13 protein-coding genes and 5 pseudogenes are annotated in these 17541 nt (G+C 59.9%); 6 read left to right on the forward strand and 12 right to left on the reverse strand.

Features of this window, described 5'->3' with window-relative positions:
- Window positions 1-33 precede the first annotated feature (33 nt).
- From RHM58_RS10380 to RHM58_RS10400, 5 genes and pseudogenes are all read left to right on the forward strand, one after another.
- Window positions 34-1866, forward strand: coding sequence for a glucan biosynthesis protein G (locus tag RHM58_RS10380; protein ID WP_201199890.1), 1833 nt, complete (start codon window positions 34-36; stop codon window positions 1864-1866).
- A pseudogene (mdoH, locus tag RHM58_RS10385) lies at window positions 1859-4430 on the forward strand (glucans biosynthesis glucosyltransferase MdoH). Before RHM58_RS10380 ends, mdoH begins: the two are co-directional and overlap by 8 nt.
- A 286-nt stretch (window positions 4431-4716) precedes the next feature.
- Window positions 4717-5518: pseudogene (locus tag RHM58_RS10390) on the forward strand (transporter substrate-binding domain-containing protein).
- A gap of 74 nt (window positions 5519-5592) precedes the next feature.
- A pseudogene (locus tag RHM58_RS10395) lies at window positions 5593-6550 on the forward strand (amino acid ABC transporter permease).
- Window positions 6543-7276: pseudogene (locus tag RHM58_RS10400) on the forward strand (amino acid ABC transporter ATP-binding protein). Before RHM58_RS10395 ends, RHM58_RS10400 begins: the two co-directional pseudogenes overlap by 8 nt.
- A 130-nt stretch (window positions 7277-7406) precedes the next feature.
- Here RHM58_RS10400 and RHM58_RS33980 read toward each other — a convergent pair.
- The 11 genes and pseudogenes from RHM58_RS33980 to ubiE all read right to left on the reverse strand — a co-directional run bounded on the left by RHM58_RS33980 (window position 7407) and on the right by ubiE (window position 15652).
- Window positions 7407-8279 carry a methyl-accepting chemotaxis protein gene (locus RHM58_RS33980; protein ID WP_416195325.1) on the reverse strand — a complete coding sequence of 291 codons (873 nt, stop codon included), beginning with the start codon at window positions 8277-8279 and terminating at the stop codon, window positions 7407-7409.
- Window positions 8265-9323: pseudogene (locus tag RHM58_RS33985) on the reverse strand (methyl-accepting chemotaxis protein); the annotation flags it as partial. The gene RHM58_RS33980 and the pseudogene RHM58_RS33985, both read right to left, overlap by 15 nt.
- Window positions 9324-9559: 236 nt before the next feature.
- On the reverse strand, window positions 9560-10267 hold the full coding sequence (locus tag RHM58_RS10410) for a 16S rRNA (uracil(1498)-N(3))-methyltransferase (RefSeq protein ID WP_322270292.1): 708 nt from the start codon (window positions 10265-10267) through the stop codon (window positions 9560-9562).
- Window positions 10264-11058: a twin-arginine translocase subunit TatC gene (gene tatC, locus RHM58_RS10415; RefSeq protein WP_207200292.1), complete on the reverse strand. Its 795-nt coding sequence runs from the start codon at window positions 11056-11058 to the stop codon at window positions 10264-10266. Before tatC ends, RHM58_RS10410 begins: the two co-directional genes overlap by 4 nt.
- Window positions 11055-11537 carry a Sec-independent protein translocase protein TatB gene (gene tatB / locus RHM58_RS10420; protein WP_201199904.1) on the reverse strand — a complete coding sequence of 161 codons (483 nt, stop codon included), beginning with the start codon at window positions 11535-11537 and terminating at the stop codon, window positions 11055-11057. The genes tatC and tatB overlap by 4 nt, the downstream gene beginning before the upstream one ends.
- A gap of 10 nt (window positions 11538-11547) precedes the next feature.
- Window positions 11548-11826 carry a twin-arginine translocase TatA/TatE family subunit gene (locus RHM58_RS10425; protein ID WP_123402561.1) on the reverse strand — a complete coding sequence of 93 codons (279 nt, stop codon included), beginning with the start codon at window positions 11824-11826 and terminating at the stop codon, window positions 11548-11550.
- Between the two features lie 25 nt (window positions 11827-11851).
- Window positions 11852-12184, reverse strand: a complete 333-nt coding sequence (locus RHM58_RS10430; RefSeq protein WP_008047820.1) for a phosphoribosyl-ATP diphosphatase — start codon at window positions 12182-12184, stop codon at window positions 11852-11854.
- Window positions 12177-12578: a phosphoribosyl-AMP cyclohydrolase gene (gene hisI, locus RHM58_RS10435; RefSeq protein ID WP_054054645.1), complete on the reverse strand. Its 402-nt coding sequence runs from the start codon at window positions 12576-12578 to the stop codon at window positions 12177-12179. The genes RHM58_RS10430 and hisI overlap by 8 nt, the downstream gene beginning before the upstream one ends.
- A gap of 79 nt (window positions 12579-12657) precedes the next feature.
- Window positions 12658-14262, reverse strand: coding sequence for a ubiquinone biosynthesis regulatory protein kinase UbiB (gene ubiB, locus RHM58_RS10440; protein ID WP_201199910.1), 1605 nt, complete (start codon window positions 14260-14262; stop codon window positions 12658-12660).
- Entirely contained in the window at window positions 14259-14882 is a 624-nt protein-coding gene (locus tag RHM58_RS10445; RefSeq protein ID WP_322270293.1) for a ubiquinone biosynthesis accessory factor UbiJ, read from the reverse strand. Before RHM58_RS10445 ends, ubiB begins: the two co-directional genes overlap by 4 nt.
- A complete protein-coding gene (ubiE, locus tag RHM58_RS10450; protein WP_007948968.1) occupies window positions 14882-15652 on the reverse strand; it encodes a bifunctional demethylmenaquinone methyltransferase/2-methoxy-6-polyprenyl-1,4-benzoquinol methylase UbiE in 771 nt (256 codons plus the stop codon). The genes RHM58_RS10445 and ubiE overlap by 1 nt, the downstream gene beginning before the upstream one ends.
- A gap of 155 nt (window positions 15653-15807) precedes the next feature.
- On the opposite strand from ubiE, the gene RHM58_RS10455 reads away from it, so the two are divergent.
- The gene (locus tag RHM58_RS10455) at window positions 15808-16083 is read left to right on the forward strand and encodes a polyhydroxyalkanoic acid system family protein (RefSeq protein ID WP_201199914.1); all 276 of its coding nucleotides are present in this window, start codon (window positions 15808-15810) and stop codon (window positions 16081-16083) included.
- 366 nt (window positions 16084-16449) lie between these two features.
- Here the strand turns inward: RHM58_RS10455 and RHM58_RS10460 are convergent, their stop codons facing one another.
- Window positions 16450-17475 (reverse strand): IS110 family transposase, encoded by a 1026-nt coding sequence (locus RHM58_RS10460; protein WP_322270295.1) that lies wholly within the window; start codon window positions 17473-17475, stop codon window positions 16450-16452.
- Window positions 17476-17541: the final 66 nt, after the last annotated feature.

A 17541-nucleotide genomic window follows, 5' to 3' on the forward strand; every position in this document is an offset into this window, starting at 1 on the left:
GGTTTTTTGATCTGTTTTCGGCGAGGGTTGCTCGTGATTGTTAGTCCCTGTAATGCACCAAAATTGTCTGCCAAACGGTTCCGAAGCGCACTGGTAGCGGGCTCTGCACTGCTCTGCCTGTTCAGCGCCGGCCAGCTTTGGGCATTCAATCTGGATGATGTATCGGTCAAGGCAAAAGAGCTGGCCGGGCAGAAATACGAAGCCCCGCGCAGTAACCTGCCGAACGAATTCCGCGATATGAAATTCGCGGACTATCAAAAAATTCGCTTCCTGACCGAAAAAGCCGAGTGGGCCGATCAGAAAACCCCGTTCAAACTGTCGTTCTATCACCAGGGCATGCATTTCGACACGCCGGTGAAGATCAACGAAATCACGGCCAACACCGTCGAAGAGATCAAATACGACCCAAGTCGTTTCGATTTCGGCGATTTGAAGTTCGATCCTAAAGCCACCGAACAACTGGGTTATGCCGGTTTCCGTGTGCTGTACCCGATCAACAAGGCTGACAAACAAGACGAAATCATGACCATGCTCGGCGCGAGCTACTTCCGCGTTGTCGGCAAGGGTCACACCTATGGCTTGTCCGCTCGCGGCATGGCCATTGATACCGCATTGCCGTCCGGCGAAGAGTTTCCGCGTTTCACCGAGTTCTGGATTCAACAACCAAAACCGGGTGACAAGCACCTGGTGATCTTCGCTCTGCTGGATTCGCCACGCGCTACCGGTGCCTATCGCCTGACCCTGCGTCCGGGCAGCGACACCGTTGTCGACGTCAAGGCCCAGATGTTCCTGCGTGACAAAGTCACCAAGCTTGGCATTGCGCCGCTGACCAGCATGTTCCTGTTCGGCGCCAACCAGCCGTCGAAAGTGCTGAACTATCGTCGCGAACTGCACGACTCCAGCGGTCTGTCGATCCACTCCGGCAATGGCGAATGGATCTGGCGCCCATTGAACAACCCGAAACACCTGGCGGTGAGCAACTTCGCCATCGAGAACCCGCGCGGCTTCGGCTTGCTGCAACGTGGCCGTGACTTCAGCCACTACGAAGACCTCGATGACCGTTACGACAAGCGCCCAAGCGCCTGGATCGAACCAAAAGGCGATTGGGGCAAGGGTTCTGTAGACCTGGTGGAAATTCCGACCGCCGACGAAACCAACGACAACATCGTTGCCTTCTGGAGCCCGGAAAAACTGCCTGAGCCCGGCCAACCACTCGACGTCGCCTATCGCATGCACTGGACCATGGACGAAGCCGCCATCCACGCCCCGGACAGCGCCTGGGTTAAACAGACTCTGCGTTCCACCGGTGACGTTAAGCAGTCCAACCTGATCCGTCAGCCGGATGGCAGCGTTGCCTATCTGGTGGACTTCGAAGGCCCGTCCCTGGCCGCATTGCCGGAAACTGCTGACGTGCGCAGCCAGGTCAGCGTTGGCGACAATGCCGAACTGGTCGAGAACAGCGTGCGTTACAACCCTGAAACCAAGGGCTGGCGCCTGACGCTGCGCATGAAAATCAAAGACCCGAGCAAGGCCACCGAGATGCGTGCAGCCTTGGTCGAGAACATCGTGCCTGAGGATCTGGCCAAGTCTTCGATCCCAGCCTCCAATTCTTCTGTTGCCAAGGCCGACAAGGTCGCCGCTAGGCAGCAAGAGAAAGAGGACAAGGAAGCCAAGGACGCCAAGCAAGCCAAGCAAGCGGACGCCAAGCAGGCCGATGCCAAGCCAGTTGCCGATGCCAAGAACAAGGACAACAAAGACGCCAAGCAGCCTGCTGCTGCGAACGCGGCCCCAGCCACACCGGAATCGACAGCGACTGAAGAAGTCCTGACCGAGACCTGGAGCAACCAGTTGCCTGCCGATGAGTAATTCTCAAGTACAGCCAGAGACTCTATCGGAGTATCTGGCGCATCTACCGATGACCGACGAGCAGCGCGCGGAACTCGCGGGCTGCCAGTCCTTCAGCGAACTGCACCAGCGACTTTCGTCCTCGACGTTCGACGCACCGACCGAGGCTGCTCAAGCCTCGGTGGGCAAGCGTCTGATCCTGAACAGTGCCGAAGAGCTGGAAGAGGCCGAGATGCTGGCGGTCGACGCCAGTGGTCGTGTCGTACTCAAAGCGACCCCGCCGATCCGCCGGACGAAAGTTGTGCCGGAGCCATGGCGCACCAACATTCTGGTGCGTGGCTGGCGCCGGATGACCGGTCGCACCAATCCGCCGGCGCCGCCGAAGGATGAACGCGTGTTGCCGCGCCGCTCGCTGGCGCACCGTCGGTTCGATCCGTCGCTACATTCTGCTGGTGCTGATGCTCGGCCAGACCATCATTGCCGGCTGGTACATGAAAGGCATCATGCCGTACCAGGGCTGGGCGTTCGTCGACCTGAACGAAGTGCTGCATCAATCGTTGATGCAAACCGCCACGCAAGTGCTGCCATATGCGCTGCAAACCAGCATCCTGATTCTGTTCGGGATTCTGTTCTGCTGGGTGTCGGCCGGTTTCTGGACGGCACTGATGGGCTTCCTCGAGTTGCTCACCGGTCACGACAAATACCGCATCTCCGGTAAAAGCGCCGGCAACGAGCCGATTGCCAAGGACGCACGCACCGCACTGGTGATGCCGATCTGCAACGAAGACGTACCGCGTGTATTCGCCGGTCTGCGGGCGACCTTCGAGTCGGTTGCGGCCACGGGTGACCTGGACCGCTTCGACTTCTTCGTCCTCAGCGACAGTAACGAAACCGATATCTGCGTCGCCGAGCAACAGGCCTGGCTGGACGTGTGCCGTGAAGCCAAAGGCTTCGGCAAGATCTTCTATCGCCGTCGTCGCCGTCGCGTTAAACGCAAAAGCGGCAACCTCGACGACTTCTGCCGTCGTTGGGGCGGTGACTACAAGTACATGGTTGTGCTCGACGCGGACTCCGTGATGAGCGGCGAATGCCTGACCAGTCTGGTGCGCTTGATGGAAGCCACGCCGGATGCGGGGATTATCCAGACCGCGCCACGGGCGTCAGGCATGGACACCCTTTATGCGCGCATGCAGCAATTTGCGACCCGTGTGTATGGACCGCTGTTCACCGCCGGCCTGCACTTCTGGCAGTTGGGTGAATCCCACTACTGGGGCCACAACGCGATCATCCGCATGAAACCGTTTATCGAGCACTGCGCCCTGGCGCCGTTGCCAGGTAAAGGTGCATTTGCCGGTGCGATCCTGTCCCACGACTTCGTCGAAGCTGCGCTGATGCGCCGTGCCGGCTGGGGCGTGTGGATTGCCTACGACTTGCCGGGCAGCTACGAAGAGCTGCCGCCGAACCTGCTCGACGAACTCAAACGTGACCGTCGCTGGTGCCACGGTAACCTGATGAACTTCCGGCTTTTCTTGGTCAAAGGCATGCACCCGGTGCACCGTGCGGTGTTCCTGACCGGCGTGATGTCTTACTTGTCGGCACCGTTGTGGTTCTTCTTCCTCGTGTTGTCCACGGCGCTGCTGGCGGTGAACACGCTGATGGAGCCGCAGTACTTCATGGAGCCGCGACAGCTTTATCCGCTGTGGCCGCAATGGCACCCGGACAAAGCCGTCGCGCTGTTCTCGACGACCATCGTGCTGCTGTTCCTGCCGAAGTTGTTGAGCATCATCCTGATCTGGGCCAAGGGCGCGAAAGAGTTCGGTGGCAAGTTCAAGGTGACGTTCTCGATGCTGCTGGAGATGCTGTTCTCCATGTTGCTGGCGCCGGTGCGGATGATTTTCCACACCCGTTTCGTACTCGCCGCGTTCCTCGGCTGGGCTGCGACCTGGAACTCGCCGCAACGTGACGACGACTCCACTCCCTGGAGCGAAGCGGTCAAACGCCACGGTCCGCAAACCTTGCTGGGCTTCTTCTGGGCCTTGCTGGTGATCTGGCTGAACCCGAGCTTCCTCTGGTGGCTGGTGCCGATCGTCGGTTCGTTGATGCTGTCGATCCCGGTGTCGGTGATCTCCAGTCGTGTTGGCCTGGGCCTGAAGTCCCGTGACGAGAGCCTGTTCCTGATCCCTGAGGAATACAATCCGCCACAGGCCTTGCTGGCGACCGACCAGTACACCCACGAAAACCGTTATCACGCGTTGAAGGACGGCTTTATTCGGGCGGTGGTCGATCCACAGCAGAACGCCTTGGCGTGCTCGTTGGCGACGTCCCGTCACGGTCAGGCCGAGCCGATTGAGTTTTTGCGCGCCGAGCGCGTTCGTCATGCGTTGAAGGCCGGGCCTGCCGGGCTGAACAACCATGAGCGCCTGCAACTGCTGAGCGATCCGGTGGCACTGGCTCGCTTGCATGAGCAGGTCTGGAGCGAAGGCCACGCCGAGTGGCTGGACGCCTGGCGGCAATCGGTGAAAGCCGATCCCCATGCGCCGTTGCTGCCGCTCAAGCCTCTGAGTGCACAGCCTCAGTTGGCCTGACGAAAACCCCGCTTCCTTCAGACTCGGGGCGCTTCAAAAAGATCGCAGCCTTCGGCAGCTCCTACGGATGTATATCGTGTAGGAGCTGCCGAAGCTGCGATCTTTTGCTTTTCTGCCCTACAACAAGCCAACAAATCCTCCGTAAACCCTTGTGCAAACGAACGAGTGCGTTAGCATCCGTCCCCGAATTGGTGCGCCCGGGCAGCTTTCTGTTCGTATCTATCGGTTTTCAAAGGAAAATCGTCGATTGTGCGCCTCACAACGCAATGGTTTTGGGGGCTTGATGATGAAGAAGTATCTGTCGATGCTGCTGGTCGGCGTCACGGCATTGGTTGCAGTCAACGCGGCGCAGGCCGGCGCCATCGATGACGCGGTCAAGCGTGGCACGCTGAAAGTCGGCATGGACCCGACCTACATGCCATTCGAAATGACCAACAAGCGCGGCGAGATCATCGGGTTCGAAGTCGACATCCTCAAAGCTATGTCCAAGGCCATGGGCGTCAAGCTGGAGCTGGTGTCCACCGGCTACGACGGCATCATCCCGCGCACCGTCGATGACCGACAAGTTCGACATGATCGGCAGCGGCATGACCCTGACCCAGGAGCGCAACCTGCGCCTGAACTTCAGCGAACCGTTCATCGTGGTCGGCCAGACCTTGCTGATCCGCAAGGACCTGGAAGGCACCATCAAGTCCTATAAAGACCTGAACACCGACGACTACCGCATCACCTCCAAGCTCGGTACCACCGGCGAGATGGTTGCCAGGAAGCTGATCTCCAAGGCCAAGTACCACGGCTACGACAACGAGCAGGAAGCCGTGCTCGACGTGGTCAACGGCAAGGCCGACGCCTTCATCTACGACGCGCCGTACAACGTTGTGGCGGTGAACAAGGTCGGTGCCGGCAAACTGGTGTTCCTCGACAAGCCGTTCACTTACGAGCCGCTGGCCTTCGGCCTGAAGAAGGGCGACTACGACAGCCTCAACTTCATCAACAACTTCCTGCACCAGATTCACGAAGACGGCACCTACGATCGCATCCATGACAAGTGGTTCAAAGACTCTGCTTGGCTCAAGGACATGGAATAAGGGCTTCAGCAGCGGTGTGTCAGTAACACCGCGCCGCTCCCATCGCGACACAGAATTCGGAACCATAAGACGCAATGAAACATAAAAAATCCCAATGGCCATGGCACGTTCTAACCGTGCTGTTGCTCATCGGCCTGGCCGGCGCGTTGTATTACGCCACCTCGCTGATGTCCTACGAATGGCGCTGGAACCGCGTGCCGCAGTACTTCGCCTACCACGCCGAAGAGTCCCAGCGCGCCGCCGACATCTCCACGGTCAGCGAACTGGCGCGCCAGGGCGACAAGGCTGAAGTCACCCTGCGCAATGAAGCGGGCGATGAGCAACACCTGAGCGTCGACGCAAACAGCCTGCAAGTAGCCCAGGGCGATGACGTGGCTGAAGGCGACGTGATCGGTGTCACCCGGCATTGGGCCGCCGGACCACTGCTCTGGGGGCTATGGACCACGTTGTGGCTGTCCGTGGTGTCGGGCGTGCTCGGGCTGTTGATCGGTCTGGCTACTGGCCTGTGTCGTCTGTCGAACAACCCGACCCTGCGTGATCTCTCGACCATTTATGTCGAACTGGTGCGCGGTACGCCGCTGTTGGTGCAGATCTTCATTTTCTACTTCTTCATCGGCACCGTGATGAACCTGTCCCGAGAGTTCGCCGGGATCGCCGCGGTCGTTGTTCACCGGCGCCTACGTGGCCGAGATCATCCGCTCCGGCGTGCAGTCGATCGCCCGTGGTCAGAATGAAGCAGCGCGCTCCCTCGGTTTGAGTGCTGGTCAGTCGATGCGTCATGTGGTGCTGCCACAAGCACTGAAACGCGTACTGCCGCCGCTGGCCGGGCAGTTCATCAGCCTGGTGAAAGACACCTCGCTGGTGTCGGTGATCGCCATTACCGAACTGCTGAAAAGCGGTCGTGAAGTCATAACCACCTCGTTCTCGCCGTTCGAAATCCTGTTCTGCGTGGCCGGGCTGTACCTGTTGATCAACCTGCCGCTGTCGAAAATCGCCAGCCGGCTTGAGCGGAGGCTCGCGCAAAGTGATTGAAGTCCGCGACCTGGTAAAAGTCTTCGACACTCGCGGCCAGGTTGTGCGCGCGGTGGATAACGTGTCCACGCAAGTGGCGAAGGGCGAAGTGCTGGTGGTGATCGGCCCGTCCGGCTCCGGCAAATCGACCTTCCTGCGTTGCCTCAATGGCCTGGAAGCATTCGATTCGGGCTCGGTGAGCATCGACGGCCTGCAACTGGCCGACCCGAAAACCGACGTGAATGCCTATCGTCGGGAAGTCGGCATGGTGTTCCAGCGCTTCAACCTGTTCCCGCACATGACCGTGCTGGAGAACCTGTGCCTGGCCCAGAAAGTCGTGCGCAAGCGCGGCAAGAAAGAGCGCGAGGCCAAGGCCCTGGCGTTGCTGGAGAAAGTCGGCATCGCCCAAAAGGCCAACGAGTTTCCGTCAGCTTTCCGGCGGCCAGCAACAGCGCGTCGGCGTTGCCCGCGGCGCTGGCGATGGAACCTAAGGTCATGCTGTTCGATGAACCGACCTCGGCGCTCGACCCGGAAATGGTCGGCGAGGTACTGGACGTGATGAAAACCCTGGCCGTGGAAGGCATGACCATGGTTTGCGTGACCCACGAAATGGGCTTCGCCCGGGAAGTGGCGGATCGGGTGCTGTTCTTCGATCACGGCAAATTGCTGGAAGACGCCTCGCCGGCCGAGTTCTTTGATGCGCCGAAGGATCCGCGAGCCCAGGCTTTCTTGCGGCAGGTGCTTTAATCGCGTCGACTGTCAGATCGCTTTCGCGAGCACGCCCGCTCCCACAGTGGATCTCGGTCGAGCACAAAAAATGTGTTCAGCGAAAATCTAATGTGGGAGCGGGCTTGCTCGCGAATGGCTTCACCTCGGTTTAAACCTTAAACCGCCCAACCAACATCTGTAGATGCGTCCCCAGCCGCGCCAGCTCAACGCTGGAGGCCGCGGTCTCTTCACTCGCTGCCGAGGTCTGCTCAGACACATCGCGCACGTTCAGCACGCTACGGTTGATCTCTTCGGCCACGGCGCTTTGTTGCTCGGCGGCAGCGGCAATCTGCTGGTTCATCGACTGGATCGCTGACACCGTGCGAGTGATGCTTGCCAACGAGCCACCGGCCCGGCGGGTCAGTTCGACGCTGCTGTCGGTCAGGCTGCGGCTGTTGTCCATGATGGTCGCCACCTGCTGGGTACCGGTTTGCAGGCCGACGATCAGTTCTTCGATTTCTTCAGTGGACTTCTGGGTGCGCTGGGCCAGGCTGCGGACTTCGTCGGCGACCACCGCGAAACCACGTCCGGCCTCACCGGCACGGGCGGCTTCGATGGCGGCGTTGAGCGCCAGCAAGTTGGTCTGTTGCGCTACGGACTTGATCACGTCGAGCACGCTGCCGATCTTGTCGCTTTCGCGCTTCAGATCGCTCATGGCGACGGTGGAGTTGCCGACTTCGATAGCCAGCCGCTCGATTTGGGCGATGGCTTCACCGACCACTTTGTCACCTTCGCGGGCCTGCTGATCGGCGGCGACGGCGGCTTCAGAGGCTTCCTCGGCGTTACGCGCGACTTCCTGCACGGTGGCGGTCATCTCGTGCATGGCCGTGGCGACCTGATCGGTTTCCACTTTCTGACTGTTGACCCCGGCGCTGGTTTGCTCGGTGACGGCGGACAGTTCTTCCGCAGCGCTGGCGATTTGCGTCACGCCGTTGCTGATACCGCCGATCAACTCACGCAGGCCCAGGGTCATGCTCTGCATGGCGCGCTGGAGCTGGCCCAGTTCGTCCTGACGTTCGGAGATGAGGTTGTGAGTCAGATCGCCAGCCGCGACGCGCTCGGCGACTTTGAGGGTCTGGCTCAGCGGAATGACGATCTGGCGAGTGATCGCCCACGCCGCGAGCAGGCCGAAAGCCAGTGCGAGGACGGTGGCCATCAGCAGCAGGTTTTTTGCGCTGGCGGCGTCGGTGTCCCGCACGATGGTTTGCGATGTGGTCAGTTTTTTGCTGAGGTCGAGCAGGATATCGCCTTGCTCGCTCATGCGTTTGAGCGCGGCGGCACTGGCCACTTGAGAGTCACGGAATTGGCTGACGGCAGCGCGATAGGCCTTGAGCGAGTCGGTGGCCTGTTGCAGGTTGGCGGCGTGCTGTTCCGGCAGATTGGCCGGCAGGGTCTCGAGGTTTTTCAGGGCGGCGTCGATGGCGTCCAGCGCCGGCTGCTCAGCTTCGGTCTTGGCGCTATAGGTGTAGCCGCGCACCTGGAAGCGCGCTTGCTGGATCAGTTTGCTCAGGTCGATCACGCTGTTGAACTGGGCGACGCTGTCGCCTTGCAGCAGCGCTTTCTCGACTTCAGCGACCTTGGCCACGGCGTTGTCGGCGGTAGCGCCAAGCTTGCTGCGAGCATCTTCGCGATTGGCACCGGCCTGGGTCATGGCGATAAAGGCTTGCTTGTACTGGCTGACGGCGGCCAGTTGCTGGTCGATCATCGCAACGTCGGCGGGTTGCTCGATCAGCTTGCGCGCGGTTTGCAGGCCAGCGTCGAGTTGGCCCACCAGGTCGTTGACCGCGCCCGGGCCTTGTTCGCCTCGGCGCATTTCGTAGTCCAGGCGCGCCAGGCGCAGGTCCTTGGTCAGCTCATTGAGACTGGAAATGAACCCCAGCTTATCGCCGCGGCTCATCACACCTGTCAGGCCGGTCCAGCCGGTAAAGGTGATCAAAAGGGTCAGGAGCAGGACGAGACCGAAGCCGACACCCAGTTTGCGATTAACGCTTACGTTTCCCAGTTTCTCGGCTAGCCAACGGTACATGCTGCTACTCCCCTCGGACCACAAATTGGTTTTATGAGGGCTGTATCGGCTGATGGGAGAGAATCTGTAGACGGGATGCAGTATTCAGACGGGCAAATGACTTGTGGCGAGGGGCTTGCCCCCGTTTGGGCGCGAAGCGGCCACCGCTCTTTTCCTGCTGAACCGTATCCGTCTGGTTTACGACTGCTTCGCAGCCGAAGGGGCAAGCCCCTTGGCACAATGGACCGTGTTTGTGATCAGAAGAGCCGGGCCAGCAGCGCAGTAACGGCCGTTTCAACCCGCAGAATACGATCGCCCAGTTGCACTGGTCGCAAGCCGGATTTGCCCAACAACTCGATTTCGTAAGGGATCCAGCCGCCTTCGGGGCCGATGGCCAGGGTTACCGGTTCGTCCAGGCCACGAGGGCAGGGCGGGTAGTTGCCGGGGTGGCCGACCAGGCCGAGGGTGCCTTCAGTGATGGCGGGCAGACGGTCTTCGACGAATGGCTTGAAGCGCTTCTCGATGACGATCTCCGGCAACACACTGTCCCGGGCTTGTTCGAGGCCGAGAATCAACTGCTCGCGAATCGCTTCAGGCTCCAGAAACGGGGTTTGCCAGAAGCTCTTCTCGACGCGGTAGCTGTTCACCAGCACGATGCGCGGCACACCCATGGCGGCCACGGTCTGAAACACCCTGCGAAGCATTTTCGGGCGTGGCAGGGCCAACACCAGGGTCAACGGCAGCTTGGTCGGTGGCTGTTGATCGAGAACGACGCGCAATTCGGCTTCATCAGCATCCAGGCGCAGCACTTCGGCCGAACCCATTAAACCGCCGATCCGCCCGACACGCATGCTGTCACCCACCTCACAGCGATGGACTTCCTGCATGTGCGTTAACCGGCGATCACGCAGGATCACCCGGTCGGCCGCAATAAAGTCGGCCTCTTCGAGGAGCAGCAGGTTCACGGCTGGGTCGCTGGCGGCTGGTCGTTGTGATCGTCAGCCGGTTGATCGTCCGGGTGTTCACCGCGTTTGCTGACCAGGCTGCCGAACAGGATGCCGATTTCAAACAGCAACCACATCGGTACGGCCAACAGCGTCTGCGAGAAAATGTCCGGTGGGGTCAGGATCATGCCGACCACGAAGCAGCCGATGACCACGTACGGGCGGATTTTCTTCAGGTATTTGACGTCGACGACGCCGATCCACACCAGCAGTACCACGGCCACCGGGATCTCGAACGCTACGCCGAAGGCGAAGAACAGCGTCATGACGAAATCGAGGTAGCTGGTGATGTCGGTCATCATTTCCACGCCGGCCGGGGTGGCAGAGGCGAAGAACTTGAAGATCAGCGGGAAGACCAGGTAGTAGGCGAACGCCATGCCGGTATAGAACAGCAGGATGCTGGAGACCAGCAACGGCACGGCGATGCGTTTCTCGTGCTTATAAAGGCCCGGTGCGATAAAGCCCCAGATCTGATGCAGGATCACCGGGATCGCCAGAAACAGCGACACCATCATCGTCAGTTTCAACGGCGTCAGGAACGGCGAAGACACGTCGGTAGCGATCATCGTTGCGCCGACGGGCAGGTACGCCCGCAGGGGAGTCGAGACGAAGGTGTAGATCTGCTGGGTAAACGCGAACAACCCGGCGAAGATGATGAAAATCGCCGCTACACAACGCAGCAGGCGGGTACGCAACTCGGTGAGGTGCGAAACCAGCGGCATGTGCTGGTCGTTTTCAGGAAGTTCGCTCATGGGGCTCGCGGCGGCAATGTTGGGTCGTGAGGAGCCGGCGTTGTCGGCGCGGCGGCAGGAGCAACATGTTCAATTGGTGTCGGTGCGACAACGACAGGCGCAGGCTCGACGGCAGCCACGGTAGGCGCGTGTTCTGCAGACGGGACAACAACGGCAGGTTCTGCAACTACCGGAGCATGAATCGTCTGCTCCGCCACCGGCTCAACCGGTTGCACCGGCGTCGCCTCCTGCTGGGTCGGCGTGAAGATCTTCCGCGCCTCCTGTTCCAGGGACAGAATGTGCTCGTTGTGCAGTTGCCGACGAATCTCGTCGGCACCGATTTCACGTTCAACTTCCTGTTTGATCGCGTTGAAGCTGCGCTTCAGCCGCCCGATCCACAGGCCGGCGGTGCGCGCAGCACCCGGCAAACGCTCGGGGCCCAGTACCAGCAGGGCAACGAGGCCGACGAGCAGCAGTTCAGAGAAGCTGATACCAAACATTAGTCAGTGCTCACACGTCTTTGCGGATCGGCTCTTCGACTTTCTGCGCCTGCACGTCAATGGTGTGCGGCTGGTTCAGTGGCGAGGTCGTCGTTGGTTGAGCAGGTGGCACCGGTTGGGCCGGGGTCACCGTCGGGTCAACTGGCTTCTCTTCATCGTTCATGGCTTTGCGAAAGCCCTTGATCGACTCGCCGACGTCAGTGCCGAGGTTTTTCAGTTTCTTGGTGCCGAACACCAGCACCACGACAACCAGGATGACGATCCAGTGTTTCCAGTCAAAAATGCCCATGTTGCTGCTCCTCTCTAATAATTGTTCAGGCGGACGGGCGCGAGGCTTTCTCGGCGTGTCCGGACAGACCGAAGCGACGGTCCAGTTCATCGAGTACAGCCTGGGGATGCTGCCCCAATTGGGCGAGCATGACCATACTGTGGAACCACAAATCGGCGGTTTCGTAGATCACATCGCTGCAGTCACCGCTGATGGCGGCGTCCTTGGCGGCAATGATGGTTTCGACCGACTCTTCGCCGACTTTTTCCAGAATCTTGTTCAAGCCCTTGTGGTACAGGCTGGCGACATACGAGCTGTCGGCGGCGGCGCCTTTGCGCTCTTCCAGCACCTCGGCCAGACGGGTCAAAGTGTCACTCATGGGTGTGTCCTGCAGAATAGATGGCGTGCGGGTCTTTGAGTACCGGGTCGACGGTTTTCCAGTCGCCGTTCTCGAAGACGCGGTAGAAGCAGCTCTGGCGGCCGGTATGACAGGCGATGTCGCCGATTTGCTCGACCATCAGGATGATCACATCGGCGTCACAGTCCAGGCGCATCTCATGCAGGGTTTGCACGTGGCCGGACTCTTCACCTTTGCGCCACAACTTGCCACGGGAACGTGACCAGTAAATGGCACGGTTCTCGGCAGCGCTCAGTTCCAGCGCTTCGCGGTTCATCCAGGCCATCATCAGGACGCGCCCGGTCTTGTGATCCTGGGCAATCGCTGGCACCAGGCCATCGGCGTCCCACTTGATCTCGTCCAGCCAGTTTTTCATCTTCGACTCCGACAGCGGGCCCGACACTTCATTAGTCGGGCAGGCGTTGAAACAGTGTGCCAGCGTGCGAAGGCTCTGGCTATCGGCGAACGACCAGATACAAGCCGACGGCCACCATGATGCCGGCCGGCCAATGCCCCAGTTCGTTCAGTGGCCCACCCGCAGCGAGTATCGTCCCGCCGGCCAGATGTGCACAACCGAGCAGTCGCAGCAGCCAGTCGTCCTTGCGCCGGTGCCACGGTGGTGGCGGGTCGTAGGCGTGGGGCTGGGACATGCGTTCGAGCAGGTCGCGGGCCATGTTGGCCAGGTGCGGCAACTGTTCGAACTGGCTCTGTACGTTGCCGATCAAGGCTTTGGGGCTGACGCGTTCACGCATCCAGCGTTCGAGGAACGGCTGGGCTGTGTTCCACAGATCGAGGTCCGGGTACAACTGACGGCCCAGGCCTTCGATGTTCAACAGGGTTTTTTGCAGCAAAACGAGTTGCGGCTGCACTTCCATGTTGAAGCGCCGAGCGGTCTGGAACAGGCGCATCAGCACCTGACCGAAGGAAATATCTTTTAACGGTTTTTCGAAAATCGGTTCGCAAACCGTACGGATCGCCGCTTCGAACTCGTTGAGTTTGGTTTCCGCCGGCACCCAGCCCGAATCGATGTGCAACTGCGCCACACGCCGGTAATCACGTTTGAAGAACGCGAACAGGTTGCGCGCCAGGTAATCCTGGTCTTCCGGGGTCAGGCTGCCGACGATGCCGCAGTCGATCGCAATATACTGCGGGCTCCACGGGTTGACGGTGCTGACGAAGATGTTGCCCGGGTGCATGTCGGCGTGGAAGAAACTGTCGCGGAACACTTGGGTGAAGAAGATCTCCACGCCACGTTCGGCGAGCATCTTCATGTCGGTGCGCTGGTCGGCCAGGGTCGTCAGGTCGGTGACCTGGATCCCGTAGATGCGCTCCATCACCAGCACTTTCGGCCGGCACCAGTCCCAATAGACTTGCGGTACGTACAGCAGCGGCGAGCCTTCGAAGTTGCGCTTCAACTGGCTGGCGTTGGCCGCCTCGCGCAGCAGGTCGAGTTCGTCGTAGATGGTTTTTTCGTAGTCCTGGACCACGTCCACCGGGTGCAACAGGCGCGCGTCGGCCGAGAGTCTTTCGGCGGCGCGGGCGAGGATGAACAGCCACGCCAGGTCTTGCTTGATGATCGGTTTGAGGCCCGGGCGGATGACTTTGACGACCACTTCTTCACCGGTTTTCAGCTGCGCGGCATGCACCTGCGCCACCGAGGCCGAGGCCAGCGGTTCGACGTCGAAACGGCTGAAAACTTCGCTGATTTTTTTGCCGAGCTGCTCTTCGATCAGCTTGATCGACACTTGCGAGTCGAACGGCGGCACCCGGTCCTGCAACTTCATCAGCTCATCGGCGATGTCTTCCGGCAACAGGTCGCGGCGGGTGGACAGGATCTGCCCGAACTTGATGAAAATCGGCCCCAGGTCCTGCAGCGCCAGGCGCAATCGCGCGCCACGGGTCAGGTCCAGCGTCTTGCGCGGGAACCAGCGCCACGGCAAGGCATAACGCAGCGCCAGCAAAAACCAGGGCAGCGGCAGGGCGAACAGCAGGTCATCGAGGCGGTAGCGGATCACGACGCGCTGGATGCGCAACAAACGGCGGACGGCAAGCAGCTTCATGCGTTATCGCTTGGGTCGAGGGATCGGGAAAGGCGCTCGAAACGCGCCTCGAGACGTTCCAGATCGAGTTTGATCTGGTCCAGTTCACTGAAACGGGCTTCGGCTTCGCGCTGCCCGACGAGGGCGCGCGATTCTTCGGCCAGGTATTCGCCCAGGTTCTGGTTCAGGCTGGCGAACCCTTGCTGATAAAAGCGTGCGCGGCTGCGCAGGTGACCGCCGAGCAGTTGCGTGGCGACCGGGCCGAGCCAGCGCGAGAGTTCATACTCCCAGTCCAGCTCAAGGTCTTGCAGGACGGCTGCCAGTTCCAGCAGTACGCCGCTGTCGCCATCAAGCTCGACTTGCGGGCTGTGCAAGATCGACGTCTTGTCCTTGCTCGTCGCCAGTTTCAACAGGCTTGAGGCCGGTGCACGCAAGGTGCAGTCGGCGCCGGTTTCCCACTGGGAGGCGAGCATCAGGCCTTCATCGCTGGGCAGTATGAACAGTTGCAGCGCCGGGCTGCGGCAATCGACGGCAATCACTTTGCCGGTCAAATGCGCCAGCCGCGGCAACGCGGTGCTGTCGAGGCGCAGCACCCGGTTCAGGCCGAGTTCAACGCTGGCGAGCAGGCCGGCCAGCAGCATCAGGGCTTGATGCCGCGGTGCAGGGCGACGATGCCTGCGGTCATGTTGTGGTAGGTCACGCGGTCGAAACCGGCCTCGACCATCATCGACTTCAGTGTTTCCTGATTCGGGTGCATGCGAATCGATTCGGCCAGGTAGCGATAGCTTTCCGAGTCGTTGGTGATCAGCTTGCCCATCAGCGGCATGAAGGCGAACGAGTAGGCGTCGTAGGCTTTGGACATCAGCGCATTGGTCGGCTTGGAGAACTCCAGCACCAGCAGGCGACCGCCAGGCTTGAGCACGCGCAGCATCGAGCGCAGGGCGTCTTCTTTATGAGTGACGTTGCGCAGGCCGAAGGCGATGGTCACGCAGTCGAAATGGTTGTCGGGGAACGGCAGCTTTTCAGCGTCGGCCTGGACGAATTCGACGTTGCCAGCCACACCGAGGTCCAGCAGGCGGTCACGACCGACCTTGAGCATGGATTCGTTGATGTCGGCCAACACCACCTGGCCGGTCGGGCCAACGAGGTGCGAGAACTTCTTGGTCAGGTCGCCAGTGCCTCCGGCGATGTCCAGCACACGATTACCGGTGCGAACGCCCGACAGTTCGATCGCAAAACGCTTCCACAGACGGTGCATGCCGCCCGACAGGAGGTCGTTCATCAGGTCGTACTTGGCGGCTACCGAGTGGAAAACCTCAGCGACTTTTTCCGCTTTTTGGCTTTCCGGAACGTTTTTGAAACCGAAGTGAGTGGTGGGTTCGGCATCGCTGCCTTTGCGCTGATCAGTCATATCGCTGTCACCAGAAGAGAATGCGGGACATTCTAATCCCGGTGGCCTGCTTTGTCTTGGCAAGGCTGAAGGTAAGATAGGCAACCACCGGGACGTTTTGCCGCACAGACGGTCAAGATGCTTCAGGAAAGTATCCATAAAGCAGGAGTCATTCGATGGCCCGAATTAGTGTTGAACGTGCCCACGGCCTGGGCAAGGAAGCTGCGCGCGAGAAGGCCGACCTGTTGGCGCAGAAACTGTCCGATCAATATGGCCTGGAGCCGCAGTGGTCCGGCGATACCCTGAACCTCAAGCGTTCGGGTGTGAAAGGCGCGGTGTATGTCGGTGAAAATTCAATCAAGATCGATGTCGAGCTGGGCCTGTTGATGTCGGCCATGAGCGGCACCATCAAATCGGAAATTGAAAAGGCCCTCGATAAAGCGTTGGCTTAACCGGCAATCGATTTGCGAATGCATTCCCTGTGGGAGCGAGCTTGCTCGCGATGGCGGTGTGTCAGACAACATGTATGTCGACTGGCACGACCTCATCGCGGGCAAGCTCGCTCCCACATCTATGGTTCCCCCTTTTCTGCAATACTGTTTTTGATGATGTGTTTGGCTTGCTTTCATCTATCCGGCGTCTGAGTGGAGGTTGGTCCATTCGCGCCTTGATGAGAATCGATGCCCGGCGATCCTAATTACTTGGACGGCCTTTCAGCCGTGTGGGAGCTCAGGGTTTTCGTCAGGCCGGTTGGCCGTTCACGTCATCTGTTATCCAGCATCGCAAACCAGGTGGGTGGTGCTCGGGTGACAGCGGGGTCAGGCGTTCATCGCGCCTGGCCCCGCATCGAATTCGGTGTGGTGTGCTGCAATCGCCCAGGCGATTCTCGCCAGTTTGTTGGCCAGTGCGCAGACCACATGATTGGAGTGATGGTTGTCCCATAGCCGTCGGACCCAGTCCGCCAGCGCTCCTTTCTGTCGATCCAACTGCATCAGATAGACGCGGGCACACTGGATCAGCAGGCGTCTCTGGTTTCGGTCACCCCGCTTGCTGATGCCTAAAAGTACGGTTTTTCCGCCCGTGGAGTGTTGTTTGGGCACTAGCCCGATCGAGGCCGAATAGCCTCGGCCGCACTTGAACTGTTTGCCATCGCCCAACTCGGCAGCCAGGACGCTGGAGGTGATCGGGCCGACACACGGCATCGTCATCAAGCGAACAGCCAGATCATCTTCAGCGGCTTGGCACTCCACTTCCTTATCCAAAGCCTTGACCTGCTCGTGCAAGTAATTGAAGTGCTCACGCAGCCTGGTCAGTAGTTTTTTGATGGAATCGGGAAGTGGATGCGCTTCAAGCAGCGCTGGAAGATCTTTGATGGACTTGAAGCCTGGGGCCAAGCTGATTCCGACTTCCAGGAGGGCTGCGTGAATCCGATTGACGGTAGCAGTACGTTCTTTGATGAACGAATCACGTGTCGAGTTGAGCATGGCCAGCGCCTGCTGAGCCTGATTCTTGGGCGGCACAAAGCGCATTGTTGGACGAGTTGCAGCCTCGCAGATCGCTTCGGCATCAGCGAAGTCGTTCTTGTTGCTTTTCACATACGGACGCACGAGATGCGGAGCAATGAGTTTGGGTATATGCCCCAGTCTTGAGACTTCCTGCGCCATGAAGTGGGCTCCGCCGCAAGCTTCCATCGCAACGGTGCAGGGTTCGAGATTGGCCAGATGCTGGATGAGCGCCGCCCGATTAAACTTTTTGCGGTAAAGCTCATGACCACGATCATCTTGTGCATGCAGATGAAAGCTGTGTTTTCCCAGATCGATGGCGACAACAGCTACTTTGTTCATGGCAACGGTCTCCGATGAGCCCCCTGTGAAAGCTTAGTGGGTGATCACAGGGGGCGGCGGGGGAGC

The organism is Pseudomonas sp. 10S4, assembly GCF_034344865.1.
In the GTDB taxonomy this organism is placed as follows: Bacteria; Pseudomonadota; Gammaproteobacteria; order Pseudomonadales; family Pseudomonadaceae; genus Aquipseudomonas.